Origin of the sequence: Clostridium sp. HCS.1, from assembly GCF_047900555.1 — a bacterium.
Lineage (GTDB): Bacteria > Bacillota > Clostridia > Clostridiales > Clostridiaceae > Clostridium.
The window spans coordinates 768,343-786,686 of record NZ_CP170704.1; the positions used below are offsets into that span (position 1 = coordinate 768,343).

Annotated in this window: 17 protein-coding genes; 15 read left to right on the forward strand and 2 right to left on the reverse strand. The window is 29.3% G+C overall.

Going from position 1 to position 18,344, the window contains the following annotated elements; genetic code table 11:
• The first annotated feature begins 10 nt into the window (after window positions 1–10).
• The 3 genes from dprA to ACFYH6_RS03630 all read left to right on the forward strand — a co-directional run bounded on the left by dprA (window position 11) and on the right by ACFYH6_RS03630 (window position 3,173).
• A complete protein-coding gene (dprA, locus tag ACFYH6_RS03620) occupies window positions 11–1,093 on the forward strand; it encodes a DNA-processing protein DprA (RefSeq protein WP_416179056.1) in 1,083 nt (360 codons plus the stop codon).
• Window positions 1,094–1,258: 165 nt separating this feature from the next.
• Window positions 1,259–1,792: a pyridoxamine 5'-phosphate oxidase family protein gene (locus ACFYH6_RS03625; protein WP_416179055.1), complete on the forward strand. Its 534-nt coding sequence runs from the start codon at window positions 1,259–1,261 to the stop codon at window positions 1,790–1,792.
• Window positions 1,793–1,943: 151 nt separating this feature from the next.
• Window positions 1,944–3,173, forward strand: coding sequence for a conserved phage C-terminal domain-containing protein (locus tag ACFYH6_RS03630; protein ID WP_416179054.1), 1,230 nt, complete (start codon window positions 1,944–1,946; stop codon window positions 3,171–3,173).
• A 66-nt stretch (window positions 3,174–3,239) separates the two neighbouring features.
• Here the strand turns inward: ACFYH6_RS03630 and ACFYH6_RS03635 are convergent, their stop codons facing one another.
• Entirely contained in the window at window positions 3,240–3,731 is a 492-nt protein-coding gene (locus ACFYH6_RS03635; RefSeq protein ID WP_416179053.1) for a hypothetical protein, read from the reverse strand.
• Window positions 3,732–4,088: 357 nt separating this feature from the next.
• Between ACFYH6_RS03635 and ACFYH6_RS03640 the strand changes: the two genes are divergently transcribed.
• The 12 genes from ACFYH6_RS03640 (at window position 4,089) to ACFYH6_RS03695 (ending at window position 17,051) form a co-directional block, all read left to right on the forward strand.
• The gene (locus tag ACFYH6_RS03640; protein WP_416179052.1) at window positions 4,089–7,505 is read left to right on the forward strand and encodes an endo-1,4-beta-xylanase; all 3,417 of its coding nucleotides are present in this window, start codon (window positions 4,089–4,091) and stop codon (window positions 7,503–7,505) included.
• 259 nt (window positions 7,506–7,764) lie between these two features.
• Window positions 7,765–9,966 (forward strand): LPXTG cell wall anchor domain-containing protein, encoded by a 2,202-nt coding sequence (locus ACFYH6_RS03645; RefSeq protein ID WP_416179051.1) that lies wholly within the window; start codon window positions 7,765–7,767, stop codon window positions 9,964–9,966.
• Between the two features lie 115 nt (window positions 9,967–10,081).
• A complete protein-coding gene (locus tag ACFYH6_RS03650) occupies window positions 10,082–10,306 on the forward strand; it encodes a DUF1659 domain-containing protein (RefSeq protein ID WP_416179050.1) in 225 nt (74 codons plus the stop codon).
• A 132-nt stretch (window positions 10,307–10,438) separates the two neighbouring features.
• Entirely contained in the window at window positions 10,439–10,657 is a 219-nt protein-coding gene (locus ACFYH6_RS03655; RefSeq protein ID WP_416179049.1) for a DUF2922 domain-containing protein, read from the forward strand.
• 230 nt (window positions 10,658–10,887) lie between these two features.
• Entirely contained in the window at window positions 10,888–11,595 is a 708-nt protein-coding gene (locus ACFYH6_RS03660) for an SGNH/GDSL hydrolase family protein (RefSeq protein ID WP_416179048.1), read from the forward strand.
• Between the two features lie 299 nt (window positions 11,596–11,894).
• Complete coding sequence (locus tag ACFYH6_RS03665; protein ID WP_416179047.1) at window positions 11,895–12,305, forward strand: PTS sugar transporter subunit IIA; 411 nt, start codon at window positions 11,895–11,897, stop codon at window positions 12,303–12,305.
• Between the two features lie 12 nt (window positions 12,306–12,317).
• A complete protein-coding gene (locus tag ACFYH6_RS03670; RefSeq protein ID WP_416179046.1) occupies window positions 12,318–12,800 on the forward strand; it encodes a PTS system mannose/fructose/N-acetylgalactosamine-transporter subunit IIB in 483 nt (160 codons plus the stop codon).
• A gap of 32 nt (window positions 12,801–12,832) precedes the next feature.
• Window positions 12,833–13,594, forward strand: coding sequence for a PTS mannose/fructose/sorbose/N-acetylgalactosamine transporter subunit IIC (locus ACFYH6_RS03675; protein WP_416179045.1), 762 nt, complete (start codon window positions 12,833–12,835; stop codon window positions 13,592–13,594).
• On the forward strand, window positions 13,594–14,421 hold the full coding sequence (locus tag ACFYH6_RS03680; RefSeq protein ID WP_416179044.1) for a PTS system mannose/fructose/sorbose family transporter subunit IID: 828 nt from the start codon (window positions 13,594–13,596) through the stop codon (window positions 14,419–14,421). The genes ACFYH6_RS03675 and ACFYH6_RS03680 overlap by 1 nt, the downstream gene beginning before the upstream one ends.
• A gap of 44 nt (window positions 14,422–14,465) precedes the next feature.
• Complete coding sequence (locus ACFYH6_RS03685) at window positions 14,466–15,182, forward strand: N-acetylmannosamine-6-phosphate 2-epimerase (RefSeq protein ID WP_416179043.1); 717 nt, start codon at window positions 14,466–14,468, stop codon at window positions 15,180–15,182.
• A gap of 206 nt (window positions 15,183–15,388) precedes the next feature.
• Window positions 15,389–16,516 carry an N-acetylglucosamine-6-phosphate deacetylase gene (gene nagA, locus ACFYH6_RS03690; protein WP_416179042.1) on the forward strand — a complete coding sequence of 376 codons (1,128 nt, stop codon included), beginning with the start codon at window positions 15,389–15,391 and terminating at the stop codon, window positions 16,514–16,516.
• A gap of 1 nt (window position 16,517) precedes the next feature.
• Complete coding sequence (locus tag ACFYH6_RS03695) at window positions 16,518–17,051, forward strand: YcxB family protein (RefSeq protein ID WP_416179041.1); 534 nt, start codon at window positions 16,518–16,520, stop codon at window positions 17,049–17,051.
• Between the two features lie 61 nt (window positions 17,052–17,112).
• Here ACFYH6_RS03695 and ACFYH6_RS03700 read toward each other — a convergent pair whose 3' ends face one another.
• Window positions 17,113–18,306: an ROK family transcriptional regulator gene (locus ACFYH6_RS03700; protein ID WP_416179040.1), complete on the reverse strand. Its 1,194-nt coding sequence runs from the start codon at window positions 18,304–18,306 to the stop codon at window positions 17,113–17,115.
• Window positions 18,307–18,344: the final 38 nt, after the last annotated feature.

Genomic DNA, 18,344 nt, shown 5'->3' on the forward strand with positions numbered 1-18,344 from the left:
AAGAGGTTATATGATAGATGAAAACTTATATTGGATTTGGTTGAGTCAAATAAATGGAATAGGACCTGTAACATCTAAAAGATTATTAAGTAAATTTAAGACACCGGAAAATATTTATAAAGCTTCAAAAGAAAATTTAAAATATATTGAAGGAGTTGGAGAAGCTATATCAAGTAATATTGTTAGTAATAAAGATCTAGAGGGAAGCAAGGTAATAATAGAAAACTGTTATAAAAAGAATATAGAAATAATAAGTATGTATAATGATAAATTTCCTGAAAACATTAAAAAACATAATAATATGCCAATATTAATTTACTATAAAGGAAAGATTAATAGCTCTTTAAATGGGGTTTCAATAATTGGAACAAGAAGATGTAGTGACTATGGAAAGAAGGTAACAGTAGAAGCAGCTAAGTTTTTAGTTAAAAATAATATTCCTGTAATAAGTGGTATGGCAAAAGGAATAGATAGTTATGCACATACAACTGCAATAAGAGAAAATGGATATACAGTTGCAGTTTTAGGTTGTGGTCTAGATATATGTTATCCAAGAGAACACAGTTTACTGATGGATATGATAATAGAGGATGGATTAGTTATTTCTGAGTATCCACCAGGAACAGCTCCTATAAATCATAATTTTCCTAAAAGAAATAGATTAATAAGTGCTATTTCTGAAAAGATATTAATAGTAGAAGCAGGAGAAAAAAGTGGAGCATTAATTACAGCTAAATATGCGAAAGAGCAAAGTAAAGAAATATTAGTAGTACCTAATAACATTTATAGTATGGAAAGTAAGGGAAGTAATAAACTTATATTAGATGGAGAAAAGGTGTACTTAAGTAAGAAGCAACTTTTAATAAAGAGTATATGCCATATAGAAAAAGAAAATATTGATTCAGAAATAAAGTATACCAAGTCATCTAAAATAGAGAAAAAAATATTAAATTTATTAGCCAGTAATCCAATGACTTTAGAGAATTTAATTAGTGTAATTAATTTAAATTCAGATGAATTAATTAATAATGTAATGATATTAGAATTAAAGGGAAAAGTATCTAAAAAAGGAACTTACTATTATATTGCTTAGCAAGTGGGATTCCTTTGCACATTACAAGAAATCTATACTATAAATTTATTTAGCATCTAAAAAATTGTTAAATAAAATACAAATAAAATGAATATTTTGTTGTAAAAAGAGGAGGAAGTTTGTATAATGATTAGGATTACATAAAATTTACAGGGGTGGTTAAAAATGAAAAAGAAATTGATTGCATTACTACTAGGGGGAACAATGGCATTATCAATGATGGCTTGTTCACAAAAGAAAGAAACTGAAGCTGTTACAGCTAATGTAGATACTATTTCTAAAGCATCTACAGAATTCTATTATCAACAAAGTTCATGGGATGAAGCAAAGGTAAAAGAAATTTTAAAAAATAATGCAAGTAAAGCAGCAGCAGTTGTTGTTTCTACAACTAATGAAGATGGAACTCCAAATGCAGCAACTATAATTCCAGGATTAGTTAATGATAACACTTTAGTATTTAACATAGCTACAGAAGGTAATACTAAGAAGAATATGTTAGAAAGACAAATAGCTGTTCTAACATTATTTGCTCATAATCCTGAAGCTGAAGATAAAGCTTTAAGAAATCAAGGTGCAAGAGTATTATTGAAGACTGTTACAGATGAAAATAAAATAAATGAATTAGTAAAAGAAGCACAATTAAAGGATGCTTCAACTGCTGTATTTATGGAAATAGTTGAGGTTTTACCATTAGGTTAAAAATTTTTAAGAAGTTAGTTTGATTCTAACTTCTTTTTGCTTTTACAATATTTTTTTATTTTTTATAAAAATTTTTCTCAATTTTCTTATAAACTGGGTACTTATTTAATGACAGGTTATTCAAGATTAAGAATTATGGAGGTTATTAAATATGCAATTTTCATTTTTAGGGTATTCAGTTAAAAAGATTATGGAGTTAGATTTAGATGTTAAGGATGTTACTATACTTAGGTTCTTTGATGATTTTAGGCAAAGTGGAAGAATGAACTATGAAGTAATAGAAGGAGTTAATTACTATTGGATAAGTTATCAAAATATAGAAAATGAATTACCTTTCTTAGGTTTAGGAAAGAGATCCATTATGATGAGAATGTTAAAGCTAAGGGATTTAGGTGTGTTATCTCATTATACTAAAAAGGAAGGTGGAACCTTTTCTTATTATGCTTTAGGGGAAAAATATAGGGAGCTATTATATATTAAGAATAATAATGATAGTAATAATAATGATAGTAACGCTAGTAATGACAGTGATTCTACGGGCGGACAAGCTATTGGTTATTACGATGCTACTAATGTTTCAAGAATAGGACAAGATATATACCAGCATAATACTATTAGCAATTATAATGATGGAGAATCTACCAATTACCTTACCACTAAATTTAATAGTAAAGAATCTGCTGATAGTTTTTCCAATGATTATACTTCAACTATGGGACAAGCTACTCTTTACTATAATGAAGAAAATAAATTTTATAATGGAGAAGATAACAAAGAAGATTCTAATAAGGTTGTAGATAATAATGAAGAGGATATTCAAAATAATATACAAGGAATAGATTATTTGAAGGATTTTGAAGACTCTAATTATAAAAAAGAAGAGAGGGTGTACTCAAATAATCATAGGGGCTATACAGAGAAATGTTCAACAAATACTCATCTATTAAATAATTCATCTACTATATTAACTAATATATATAATAATATAAAAGATAAGGTAAGTAGTATAATTAATTATTTAAATTCTAAGGTTGGTGTTATGTATAAGGCAAGTAATACTAAGACTGTTAATTTAGTGAAGGCTAGATTAAAAGATGGATTTACCATTGAGGATTTTAAAACTGTTATAGATAAAAAGGTTAAAGCTTGGAAGGGAACGATCTTTGAGCAATACTTAACTCCATTTACCTTATTTGGAGAGAAGTTTGAAGTTTATTTAAATCAAAAAATAGTAAAGTCAGATGAAAGTAAAAATAATAACTCTTATGGAAATAAAATAAGTTATTCTGGTAATAAAAAATTGAAGTTCGATAATTTTAAAGGTCGAGAATATGATTATGATGAGCTAGAAAAGAAATTATTAGGATGGGATGACCAATAATAATTAATAGAAATATATATAAAGAAAATATAATAGGCGATAGTCAAAATTCCATCGCCTATTGTGCTAACATAGTACAATAACTTTAAAAGGTGTAGTCTGAGCCGGTATACTTCTTGTAGTTGCTCCATAAATAACAATAAGATTGTGATTAGCTAGATCCTGAGAAAATATCTGTTCATTTCTAATAACTATCAGTGTAGAAGAAGATAAATTGAGTTTAAGCTGATTATCACTGCTAGTGAGATTAGAATTGAAATAACTTACCTTGATATTGGGAAAGGAGCTGGTTTTGTGCATAACAAGAGCTCTGTACTGTGGAGGATAAATTAGTGGAACAGGAGCATTGCCATCATAATAGCCTGTTACCCTATCACCTGGAAGAAGTATTTCATTATTCAAAATATAGGTTTCGGGAGACACCACAAAATTAGTTGGATTCCCATTATCATCCTGAAGGGATATTAGTTTATAGCAGCCCAAGTTTTCCTGTGATTCATTGATCCAAAAGTCCTCTATGGTTGTTATAGTACCAGTAATTGAGAAGAAGTTAATCATTATACCTCCTAAGAGAATCATCTATATAATCACTTTATTCTTAATAGCTATAGGATGTGCTTAATAGAGCTAGTTATCTTGTTAATAGTAAGTGGAATGTAAGGAGATATGGCTATGAAGAGTTAGAAAAACAATTATTAGGATGGGATTAAGAAAAATACTAATTTTTATATGAGTTTTGGAAAAAGTCACAAAAAATATATAATATATGGTATAAATTTACAATTAGTTAAAACTACCATAAAATCACAATAAAATTATTAAAAATACTGAATTTATATCTATTTATTTACAATATATGGATAATGTTAATAGGAAAGATATAATTTTCTTGTAAACGTATAAAGGAGTGATTTTATGAGGAAAAGTAAAAAGTTTAAGGTCTTAAATATGCTTACAGCTTTATTTATGATCTTAGGTATTTTCTCAAATGTGCAAACAAAAGCATTTGCAGAAAGTACTAAAAATCTAATTGGAAATGGCTCATTTGAAGACGGACAACAAGGCAAGTGGAATCCTAGGGGGGATGTAAAGCTTGAAGTAACTAAGGAAACCAAAGCAGCAGATGGAGAGTATAGCTTAAAAGTTACAGGAAGAACTCAAAATTGGAATGGTCCAGCCTATAGTGTGAAAGATATACTAGAAAAGGGCAAAACTTACAACATTTCTGTAAAAGTTAAGGCTGTTGCTGGACAAAAAGCTTTAGGAAAAGCAGAGAATGTTATTTTATCTATGGAAAAAGGAATAGATAACTCTTCATCTTACTCAAATATATCTTCAGCTGATATTAATGAAGATACATGGACTACAGTTGGAGGAAGTTATACCTTAGATTATACAGGAGAACTAACTAAACTTGATATTTATGTGGAATCAAGTACTGTAGATTTAGAATTCTATATAGATGATTTAATAATTACAGATGTTACACCTGTAGATAAGGGAAATATAGTTTCTAATGGAACTTTTGAAAATGGAATTACTGGATGGGATAAGCAAGGAACAGTAAACCTTGAAAGCTCTAGTGAATTCTATTATGAAGGAAGTCATAGTTTAAAAGTTTCTGAAAGAGGAGCTGCATGGGCTGCACCTAGTTATAATTTAACAGACAAGGTGCTACCAGGAAAAAGCTATGATGTAAGCCTTTGGGTTATGTATAATGAAGGTGAAAATGAAGAAGAAACTATAAAGGCTACCTTTAAGCCAGGCTATGAAACAGTTGGTGAAGTTAAGGCTAAAAAGGGTGAATGGACAGAAATAAAGGGAACTATGAATATACCAGAAGAATTATCAGAAGCACCTAGTATATATTTTGAAGCACCAAATGCAGATTTACCTTCTTATTATATTGATAATGTTAAGATTGAAGGGGAATTACCAGCTGTACCTATGGAAATAGAGCAAGGTATTCCAAGCTTATATGAAAGTTTTAAAGATGACTTTTTAATAGGTGGAGCTGTGAATCCATGGGATTTTGGAAATAATAGTCTTACTGAACAACTTGTAGATAAACACTATAATATAATTACTGCAGAAAATGATATGAAGCCAGAAAGCTTACAAAGAGAAGAAGGAGTATTTACTTTTGAACAAGCTGACAAGCTAGTGGATTATGCAAAGGCTAATAATCTTATAATGAGAGGACATACTTTAGTATGGCATAGCCAAATTCCAGATTGGTTCTTCCAAGATAAAGATAATCCTGACAAATTAGCAAGTAAGGAGCTTTTATTAGAAAGAGAAAGAACTCATATAAGAACAATATTAAATCATTATAAAGATAAGTATGGTACTGCAGCTTCAGGTAGTCCAATTAAATACTGGGATGTAGTTAATGAAGTTATTGATGATAATGGAGAATATAGAAATTCAAAGTGGTATCAAATAGCTGGATTAGATTATATAAGAGTAGCCTTTGAAACTGCTAGAGAAGTTGATCCATCATTAAAATTATTTATAAATGATTATAATATAGAAAGAAATAATTCAAAGACTAATAAATTATATGAATTAGTTAAAACTTTAAAATCAGAAGGAGTACCAATAGATGGAGTAGGCCTTCAAATGCATTTAACTTCAGATATTTCTATGTCAGATATTAGTGCATCTATAGAAAAGTATGAATCTATACCTGGAATAGAGCTTCAAGTTACAGAATTAGATGTAAGAATGGGTGCAGAAAATGAAGCTGTAACTAAAGATGTTTTATTAAAACAAGGAAGATATTATAAACAAGTATTTGATGTTCTTAGAGCACACAAGGAGTCAATAAGTGCAGTTGTGCTTTGGGGAGTTATTGATGATACATCATGGTATAAATCCTCTAAACCTTTATTATTTAATGGAAAGTATCAAGCAAAACCTGCATTTTATTCTATAGTAGATCCTAAAAATGCAGAAATTAATATAGAAAAAATACAAGCTGTACAAGGAACACCAAAGGATAAGGATGATGTGATTTGGTCAACAGTTAGATCAATAGATATAAATACATTCTTTGAAGGAATAAAGGGTGCCACAGGAAAAGCTCAAATAATGTGGGACAACAATAATTTATATATTAAAGCTCATATCAATGATAGTACTTTAAATGATAAGGATAGTCTTGAATTATTTATTGATTTAAATAATGATAATGGAAACTATTTAGAAGATGATATTCATCTTACAATTAAGTCTAGTGAAGCAATTAAAGAGGATAATGGATATTTAGTTTATAAGAAAATTCCTTTAGCTGCTGATTTAGCTTATGACAAGGTTATTGGTATTGATTTTAGAGTAAGTGATTATAATACTTCTGGAGATAAAAATTCAATTGTTGTACTAAATGATTATTCTAATTCTCAAGATACTAACAAAAAATATTTTGCGGACTTAAAACTAGGTAATGAATCTAAAATTGAAGACGCTATTTATGGAACTCCAGTTATAGATGGGGACCTTGATGAATTATGGAATAATGCTAAAGAATTTAGTACAGATGTATGGGTGGAAGGCAAAGATGGTGCAATAGCAAAGGTTAGAACTATGTGGGACAAGAACAATTTATATGTAATTGCTGATGTAACAGATTCAGTTTTAAATAAAGCTAATGCAAATGCTTGGGAGCAAGATTCAGTAGAAATATTCTTAGATCAAAATAATAATAAGAGTTCAAGCTACCAAGAAGATGACAGTCAAATTAGAATTAATTTTGATAATGAAGTTTCTGTTTCAGGTTATAAGCCAGAGGGATTAAAAACTTCAGCTAAAATAACTGATAAGGGATATATAGTTGAAGCAGTTATACCACTAAATAAAATAGAAGCAAAGAATGGATATATAGTTGGATTTGATCTTCAAGTAAATAATGCTGATGAATCAGGACAAAGAACAAGTGTAGCAACATGGTGTGATCCATCAGGTGCTTCCTATGCTAACACTTCAGGCTTTGGAAATATAAGACTTGTTACAAATGAAGAAAATCCAGAAACCCCAGGGGAAAATCCAGAGAATCCAGAAAATCCAACAACACCAGAGAATCCAACAACACCAGAAACACCAGAAAATCCTGGAACACCAAGTACACCAGAGACACCAACTAATCCTGAAAATCCAGGTACTCCAAGTACACCAGCTAATCCAACAGCTCCAGAAAATACAAAACCAGAAGAAAATAAAAATAATAATGGCTTACCTTTAACAGGAAGTCCAATATCTTCTTTAGGAGTTACTTTAATAGGAACTTTAATGGTTGCAGGTGGAATATTATTAAATAAGAAAAAAATAAATTAAATTTATAGCCTCAGAAAATTTTCTGGGGCTTAAATATTTTATATAATTTAATTATTAATAAATTTTTGATTTTTTTATTAAAACTTATATTGAATAGTTATTAGATAAATTTAAATTTAATTTTAAATAAAATTAAAATTATAATTTTACTAATTAAGGTTAAATATGGTACAATATAATAGATGTAAATAAAAGTAACATTATTGTGTATAACTTTAAAAATTATATAAAAAAACATATGGTATTAGGAGGTATTATGATGAAAAATAAAAAATCAATTATTTCTTTATTAACATCAATGCTCTTGGTAATGCAATTATGTATTAGTCCTATCATTACATATGCAGATGTTAGTAACGAGGTTATAGTAACAGATAATAATGATGAAGTTATAGTGGAAGATGAAACAAAGGTAGAAAATGTTCGTTTCAATAAGAGTGAAGTGAATGTTGGAGATACCTTAGAGCTACTTGCAAATATAGAAAATCTACATGAAGGAAGTAGAGTATATGCACAACTATGGTTTCCACAAAATAACTTAGAATATGAGTTAAAATATAGTGAAGAATTAAAGTTATATACTGCAGAAATAAAGATTGAAGAAAGCTTTAGATATAAAACTCTTAACTTACTTGCAATAGAAATTCGTAATGAGAATGAGAGTAGTATGCAATATCATCCAAAACTATCTGTTATAGTAGCAGATGAAAATGGAATAACAGATAAAGTGGCACCTGTAATTAATTCAATAAATGTTAATAAGACTGAAATTCAAGTAGGGGAAACCTTAGAGGTTTCAGTAGATGCAACTGATGATGTTTCAGGAATTTCACAAGTGTCAGGTTCAGTATTTATAAATGGAAAATATAATGAACTGAAGTTTTCATATGATGAAGCTAAGAAGTTATATATGGGCTACTTTGAAATAACAGAGGATTTAATAAATAAGACAATAGGTATAACTAATATTGCTGTTATTGATAAATCTGATAAAAGCAGCTATTCACAAGAATTAATAAATGTTAGTGTAGTTGATGGAAATGGAAATAAGGATGATATAAAGCCTGTAATCAATTCCATTAAGTTTGATAAGGAATATTATAAAACTGGTGATACTCTTAAGCTATATGTAGATGCATACGACAATGAATCTGGAATACAGTTCATTGAAGCCTATGTAAAAATAGGTATATATACAAAATCTTTATTATTACAATATAATGAAGAACTAAAAAAATATACTAATGAAATATACATAAGTGAAGATATGGAAGGAAGCAAAATTACCTTATCTAATTTAAGAGTAGCTGATAATGCATATAATTATGCTGATTTTAATCAAGAAGTATCAGCTTATGTTTTAACCAATGATGGACGAGTTGATATGGAAGCACCAGTGATATCAAATATAGAATATAGTAAAGATAAGCTTAATTTGCAGGATAAATTACAAATTACTTTAAATGCAACAGATAATATATCAGGTATAGACGAAATAACTGCTAAAATAAATTCAGGAGAAAAGAGTTTTACCTATAGCTTTTCTAAATATGATGGAAGCAGTGATAAATATATTTTAGTAATTAAAACAGAAGAGTATATGTATTTTAAGGATTTAAATATTGAATATATAGAAGCAATTGATTATGCAGGAAATAAAAATAGAATAGATGTTAATAAGCATATTCACGTTTCAAATGAAGATAGAGTAATTGATGATTATACGGATATAAATGATGTTATTGAAGGAATTAAAGCTTCAGAGGAAAATAATATAACTTTACTTTTAAATAATAATGATAAAGTAGTTGATAAGGAGATTTTTAATGCTATTGCTGGAACTGATAAAATAATAACCTTTGTGTTAAGGGATGGAGCAATATGGACCTTTAAGGGCAAGGATATAATTAATGAAAATATAGCTTCAATTAAATTATCAGTAAGTAATAGTCCAACAGAAGAGGCAAAAAATGCTATTGAAAGTCTAACTAAGGATGCTATATTTATAAAATTTGATCATCATGGACATTTACCAGGAAAAGCTTTAGTAAAGGTAAAGGTCAATAATGAAGAACTTATAGGTAAGAAATTAACCTTATATTATTACAATCCTGAGACTAAGGAAGTAGAAAAGATTAGTAATAATATTTTTGTAGATAGAGATGGATATGCTATCCTAGAAATAGATCATTGTAGTGATTACTTCTTATCAGTAAATTCAAATTTACTGGGTACAGAAGAAGTAGATAACAATGAAGGAGAAACTCCAGGAAATAGTGATGGAGAAAATATAGGAAGTAGCGATGGACAAGCTCCAAATAATACTAGCCAAGAAGGAAGCAATAATGAAAACGGGTATAATAATCTACCTGAAACAGGTGGAAATAACCCAATGTTTAGTTTAATTGCTGGACTTTCATTACTAGGTATTGGAGGTATTTTAACTATAAAAAGAAAATGATTTGTAAAAAACTGGTCCCCAGGGGTGGCATTGCCGCCCCTGGGGACCAATTTTTTTACAATTTTTTAAAAATTAAGAATCACCTGCGTATATAAGATATGAGGAGGTGATAAAGATGGCAGCAAGTTCAGTATTAGTTGGAAATTCTTTAGCAGTAAGCTACCAAATAGGAGTTGACTCTAAAGGAAATGACGTTTTTAAAGGACAAAACTTTAAGAACATTTCAGCAAAGGCAACAGATGAAGATTTAGTTGTATTAGCTGATGCTATAGGAGGAATTCTAGAGTATGACATTACTTCTATAAAGAAGGAACAAACTTATGTAGTAACTAGAGGATAGTATTATCTTTAGGTTATTAGTAAAGAAATTTTATTAAGAAATCTTTAGTAAGGTAATTATAGGAAACTTAATTTTAGTAAGTAACCTTAGTAAAGCAATTAAAAATTACTATTGTAGGAAGGAGGACATGCAATGATTCAAAGAACTGCAAGTATGAGTTTTAAGGATGAAGCTGGTAATAAGCATACATTGGCTGTTAAAGATATAAAGGAAAATGTTGATAATGCAGCTATAGTAAATATTATGGATGCTGTAATAGATAAAAAGCTTATTAGAACTAAGTCTGGTGATTTATCTGAAAAGCAAGGAGCTAAAATAGTTATTAAAGATACAACAGAATTTAAATTTTAGTATTTAAATAATATATAAATCTACACTTAATATATGCCCTTAGTTAAATTATTATTAATTTTGCTAAGGGTTTTTGATTTGAAATAAATATAAAATTGTATAAAAATATTGAAAATTCTGATTATTTATGATATTATTTTTGTAGAACGTTATGTGCACCCATAAAATCCCCTAAAAGATCAAGGCCCAATTGGCTTTGGTCTTTTTTCTCATAGAAAGGAGGTTATATAATGAGGTTATATGAAGATGAATCTATAGAATTAAAAAATCCTTTAAAAGGACAACATGCTTTATTTGTTGGTGATAGCATAACAAATGCTGCTAAGGATAATTATAAAAAGTCTGGATGGGCAGGACGAATAGGAAGAGAAAATAAAATGATATGGAAAAACGCAGGTATTAATGCTGCCTCAGTATCAAATATAAGAGGAAGTAATCAAATTGTAACTCAAATTATTAATAGCAGAAGTCATAAATATGATTATGTTATCTTACATGGTGGAGTAAATGATGCTATGGATAGTGCACCAATTGGGAATATTACTAGTTCATTTAATGTGAGAAAATTTAATAATAGTACCTTTGCAGGGGGTCTAGAGGAATTGTTTTGTTATACATATAAATGCTTCTATGGAGCAAAGATTGGATATATTGTAAATTATGCCACTCCAAATTCTAATTGGGGGGGAGAAACAAAGGATATGAGTTATTATTTTAATATGGCAAAAAAAATCTGTGAAAAGTGGAGTATCCCATATATAGATTTATTTGAGGGTAAAGTAGAGGTAAATGGAAAGCTTTTATCTTATAGTTACGATATTTTAAAAATGGATACATCTGAATGTTTATATGATTGTGATTTAGGGGAAGTCCATATAGGGGGAAAGGGCTATGATGTTATCTCTCCATATATAGCTGATTGGATGAAGACATTATAATAAAAGATTAATAGATTAAATAATATAAGGAGCTTTTTTATTAAAGCTCCTTATATTATTTGCTTAGCTTAAAATCAGTATAAAAAATGATTATAATATATTTAAAAAAAGTAAAGAAAAAGTTTGAATATTATAAAAAATAGGAGTACATAATAGTATAAATATTGAATTAATTGTAAAAACAGTACAAAAAAGTATCTTTTTACAATAATTTTGTTTTTAAGGAGGTGTAAATATATTCTCAGAAATTTAAAATATAAATTTACAATTTAGATTGTTACAAGAAGGGACGTGAGAATTTGCTTAAAATTATTATCTGTACTCATTCTAATTTGGCTATGGGGTTAAAGGATTCCGTTACAATGATTTTAGGGAATGAGCCAAAGGATCTTTATGTTATGCCATTTCTTGAAGGAGATGACATGATGGAATATAGCAATAAATTAAAAAAGATTGCTGAAGAGTACGAGGAAAAGGGAGAAAAATATGTTTTTCTTGTAGACCTATATGGGGCTACTCCATTTAATGCATCGGCAGCGGCTTTAGCAAATTTTGATACAAAAGTTATAGCAGGTGTAAATTTAGGGCTATTATTAGAACTAGTAGTAGCAAGAGATTTTTCAGAAGATTATGACTTGCTTTTAAAAGAAAGTCTTGAAAAATCTAAAGATAATATGAAAATCGTTGGAATGAGAGAAATGTTTGAATAGGGGGAGAGACATATGTTAACACTAGTTCGTTGTGATGATAGATTAATTCATGGACAATGTATGACAGTAATTATTAAGGAGTACGATATTGAAAGAATATTAGTTGTTGATGATTTTACTGCTAAAAATTCAATTTTAAAAACAGTATTTCAAAAAGCAATGCCACCAGAAATAAAGGGCAATGTTTATACTATAAAGGATTCAGTTCAAGAAATTACAGAGGCAATGAATAATAATGAAAGAACTTTATTACTTATGAAGAGCCCTATAGTTTATAGGGATTTAAGAAAGGAAGTTGCTAATCTTCCATTGGAACTTAATATTGGACCTATGAGTAATAGAAGAGGAACAACTTCTGCTACGCCAACAGCCCATTTGCTTCCTCAAGAGGCGGATGCAATTAAGGAATTGACAGAAGAAGGTGTCCATGTTTATTTTAGACAAGTACCTTCACAAAAAACCGTTGAATGGGATGAAGTTAAAGATAAATTTTAAATTAAATTTTAAACAAAAAGGGAGGAATAAAAATGACCTTACTTCAAGCTTTAATAATTGGATTATTAGGATGGATGAGTTCTATATATTCCCCTGTTCTTGTTGGAGGACTAGGTGGATGGTATACACTAGGAAGACCTTTAGTTTCTGGTATGGTTATAGGACTTATTTTAGGTGATGTTAAAACTGGTATTATTTTAGGAGCAGCAATACAATCTTTATATATTGGACTTGTTACTCCAGGTGGATCAATGCCATCAGATGTTAACTTTGCTGCATGGATAGGAATTCCATTAGCATTAGTGGCTGGAGCAGGAACAGAATATGCTCTTGCAATTTCAGTACCACTAAGTCTTTTAGGAGTAGCTGCAGTATATACAACTGTTGCTATTAACTTATATTTTGTTCACAGGCAGGATGCATTAATAGATGCTGGAAAGCTGGATAAAGCAATAAACATACCTGTAGTTGGACAAATTACAAACTTTGTTATTAGATTTTTCCCAATCTTCCTTATTAATTATTTTGGAGCAGATTTTGCTACTAAAATGATTAACATAATGCCAGAGTGGTTAACAAATATACTTCAAATGTTTGCACCAATGCTACCTTTAATAGGTTTCACTCTTCTATTAAAGATGATAGTAAAGAAGAAATTCGATTTAATCTACTTCGTATTTGGTTTCTTCTTAGTAGCAGTTATGAATTTAGATATGATATCAATTGTTATTTTAGGAGCATTATTAGCTTATGTATTATATAAAGCAAATAATAATAAGGAGGTGTCCTTATAATGGCTGAAGAAAAAAATAAATTATCAAAAAAAGTAATAAAGAAGGCTTATTGGGATTGGATGTTCTTTAATCTTTCAGTTCAAAACTTTGAAAGAATGGAAGGTCCAGGAATAATTAGAATGTTAGGACAAGTTAAGGACGAGCTATATCCTAATGACAAAAAGGCTCAACAAGAAATGTTGCAAAGACATACAATATTCTTTAATACAGAACCATATCTTGGTTGTATAGTACCAGGTATAGTTCTTGGTATGGAAGCTGAAAAGGCTTCTGGTGGAGATGTAGATGAAGAATTTATTAACTCTATTAAAACAGCTCTTATGGGACCTTTCGCTGGAATTGGAGACTCACTTCTTCCAGGTACATTAATACCAATATTACTTTCCATAGGAATGGGATTATGTAAAAATGGCGAAATTATAGGACCATTGTTCTATGTTATAGCATTTTTAGGAATTATGTTCCCTCTTACTTGGTTCTTGTTCTCTTATGGGGCTAAAGCAGGTGCAAATGCAGCTCAAACAGTATTAGAAAGTGGTATTAAAGACAAAGTAACAAATGCAGCAGAAATTGTTGGATTAGTTACTGTTGGTGCTATTACAGCATCTTATGCAAGTGTTAAAGTTGGATTGGTTTATAGTTCAGGTGAAATGACAGTAAATGTTGGGGAAATTCTTGAAGGCTTATTCCCTAAACTTCCAGTTTTGATTATGGCATTTATAACTTATCATCTAATGGTTAATAAGAAATGGTCAGTTGGTAAAATGATGCTATTATTCTTAATTATATCTATAGTTGGTTACTTTACTAAGATACTTATCTTATAAAAGTAAGGATTATAAACATTGGGTAATTGTGAGAGGAGTCTAAAATGAAGGAATCAGTAAGAAAGTTACAAAATGGAATTATTATTTCTTGTCAGGCTTATGAGGACACGCCTCTTTATGGTGCGGATTATATGAAGAAAATGGCTGAATCTGCAATTGTGGGAGGAGCAAATGGGATAAGAGCATGTTGGCCACAAGATATTAAAGCAATAAGAAGCATAACGGATTTACCTATAGTTGGTATAAATAAAGTTATAAGTGATAAAGATCCATTAACTAATGTGTTTATCACTCCAACTTTTGAGTCTGCTGCTGAAGTAATAGAAGCGGGAGCAGATATACTAGGTATAGATTGCACAATTCGTGAAAGTCGTGGCTTTGATGAACTTTGTAATTTGCTAAATAAAATTAGAGATAGATATCCTGAAATTGCAATAATGGCTGATTTAGCTACTTTAAATGAAGGTATTAAAGTAGCTGAAACAGGACTTGTAGATATAATATCTACAACTTTATCAGGTTACACTTTAGAATCTTTAGGAAATCATAAGGATGGTCCAGACCTAGAACTTTTGGAAGAATTAAAGAAAAAAGTGGATTTACCTATTAACTGTGAAGGAAGAATATGGGAGCTTGCGGATTTAAAAAGTGCTCTTGATTCAGGAGCAGATATGGTAACAATAGGAACAGCAGTAACAAGGCCACACCTAATAACTAATAGGTTCGTTAATTTCAATTTAGAATATCAAAAACATAAATAAAGAAATGAAATTATTAAAAGGGCAAATTAACAAATAAGACTATTAAAAGTATTAATGTAGAGATTTAAAGTAGAATGCAGAGTATAAGATATTGAGGCAATTATTAATTAATTTATTAATTAATAATTAAAAATGAAACTCCGAAAGGAGTTTCCACCTCAATTCTACATTCTACATTTTACATTATTAATATTGGGGTGAAATCTATGATAATACAAAGTGAAAATGTATGGCTACATGAGGATTTTGTAGCAGCTCAATTAACAATTGAAGGAGATAAAATTATTAAGATTCAAGAATATAATAAAGAAGCTCCGGATGTTGATTATGGAGAAAATTATATTCTTCCAGGCTTTATTGATATACATAGTCATGGTTATGGAGGAATAAGTGCATCAAAATCATCATCAGAGGAATTAGTTAAGTGGAAAAGATATTTACCAGAGGAAGGAGTTACTTCATTTTTACCAGCAGTTGAAACTCAATCTGAAGCTGATAATATAAAAGCATATAAAAATATAGTTACTGCTATGAGTAATAGTGAGGGGGCAGAGATTTTAGGAACATATATGGAGGGGAATTTTATTTCGGAAAAGACTAGAGGGGCTCAGTGTAAGGATTTTATAGTAAAGCCTTCTATAGATGTTCTTAAAAGATATATTGAGGCTTCTAATAATAATTTAAAGCTTATATGTATTGCACCAGAAGAGGATGAAGGTTTTAAAGTTTGTGAATATGCAAGTAGCAAAGGTATAAGGGTAAGTGTTGGACATAGTAATTCTACTTATAAGACTGTAAAAGATGCTATGAATCATGGAGCTGTATCTATAACTCATACTTATAATGGTTGTCCTAGATTTCATCATAGAGAAGTTGGGGTAATAGGTGCAGCTATGGATATAGATGATCTATACGCCGAAATTATTGGAGATGGTAGGCATGTTTCCTGGGAAGCTGTTAGAGTACTAGGTAGGCTTAAGGGGAAGGACAAGCTTATATTAGTTAGTGATGCTTTTCCATTAAAGGGGTATAAGGGAGAATTACCTCTAGGAATTACAAGAACTGATGATGGTCAATTTGTAAATAGTGAAGGTAATCTTTGTGGATCATCATTAAAGATAAATGAGGGGATATATAATTTAATTAAAAAAGCTAAGCTTCCTTTAGTAACAGCAATTAATTCTGCAACTATTAATCCAGCTAAAATGTTAGGTATAAATAATAATAAAGGGTCTATTGAGGTAAATAAAGATGCAGACTTAGTAATAACAAATTCAGATTTTAAAGTTATGTGGACATATTGTAAGGGCAGAGAGGTTTATAAAGGTGAATAGTATGGACGGTGTATTTCAGAACAGGGTATTTCAGTTTGCAATAAATAAAGAGGAGTATTTAGAATTTTTAAGGTTTAGATATGGACTTTCTAAGGAAAGTAAAAATAGAAAGCTATGGATAACTACTTCTATACCAACATTAATAATTGTAAGTGATATTTTCTTTAAATTATATAATAGATGGCAATATATTTTGCTATCAGTTTTATTAATTACTCTTTGGATATTTGTTGCTGTACCAAGGATTTGGAAATGGATTCTAGGAAAACAATTTAATGAAAGTATTTTTGAAAGGGTTAATATAAAGGCCTTTGAAAATATTACAGCTGAATTTAGAGATAAGAATATTGTTATTAAGGATAGAGGTAATAATATAGAGATAAATTACAAGGATGTATCAAAGATAATTCCTATAAATAATATGTTTGTTATTTTATATAAGGGTAACGGAGTAATTTTATTACCTTATCGTGCCTTTAAGGAAGATAAAGATATAAAGGAATTTTTAATGGATATTGAAAAGAAAATATCATAATTGGAAAATAACTGGGCCCCAGGGGCATAATAATGCCCCTGGGGCCCAGTTATTTTCCAATTTATATTCCATCAATTAAAAGCTTTGATACACAAAGAGCAGAAGCTGCTAAAGCACCATTATAGTTATTGTAGCTTTTAATTATAATATCTTGCTTTTTATTTTTTGAAAGCAAGTTAATATTTTGGTTTAATAATTCTTCCAATAGGTTTCTTAATAAATCTTCATTAAATAATTCCCCATGAATTATAATTTTACTTGAATCAATCATCATAGATAAATTATTAATTGTTATAGAAAGATAATTAATTGCAGAATGAAGTATTTTTATAATTCCTTCGTCACCTAATTTATAAGCTTTTAATATAGTTTCTATATTGATTTTATTTCTTTCAGATACTAATTGTTTTAAATATGTAGTTTCTGAATTATCAAATAGTATTTGAGATTTTTTTATAATCCAAGCTTCACTTCCATAGGTTTGAAGACAACCTCTTTTTCCACATTCACATAGTTCACCATTAGGATGTACAATTATATGTCCTATTTCTCCAACAAGAAAATTATCTTTTGCATAGAGTTCACCATTGTACATATATGAACAAAACATTCCTCTACCAACATGGAAGAAGATAAAGTTATCATCGGTGCCATTAAAAGTAAATAATCTTTCTGCTAGTGTCATACACTTAACATTATTTTCAAAGCAAATTGGTAGATCTATTTTATCCAATAAGTCTTTAAGATTAAAATTCTTCCAAAATAAATTATTACTTATAATTGATTTGTTTACTTCATCAAAATGTCCAGGAAGGGCTATGCCAATTCCTTTTGGATTATAATCTTCACAAGAGTTTATAAATTTCTTTAATTCATTAATATAAAAATCTTCACTTATTATTTCTTCAAAATTAGAATTATCTAATGAGATAATATTTTTCTTAAAGATTTTACCTGTATTATCAGCTAGACAAAAGGATATATATTTTGGAGATAACTCTGTACCTATGTAAAAACTATGTTCAGGGGATACGCCTAATAGTATTTTTTTGCGTCCAGATTTACTTTCTTCAGGTACTACTTCACCAAGCTCATGTATAATATTTTCTTGAATCATATTACCAGTAATTTCGCTAACTGTAGCAGGTGTAATTCCAGTTTCTTTGGAAATATCAATTCTAGAAATAGGACCCTTAGAGTATATTTTATCTAAAATTTTAAATCTTAACTTTTGCTGGTTTTTTGTAAGTTTCATAATTACTCTCCCTTCAACAATAATATTATATAACATTA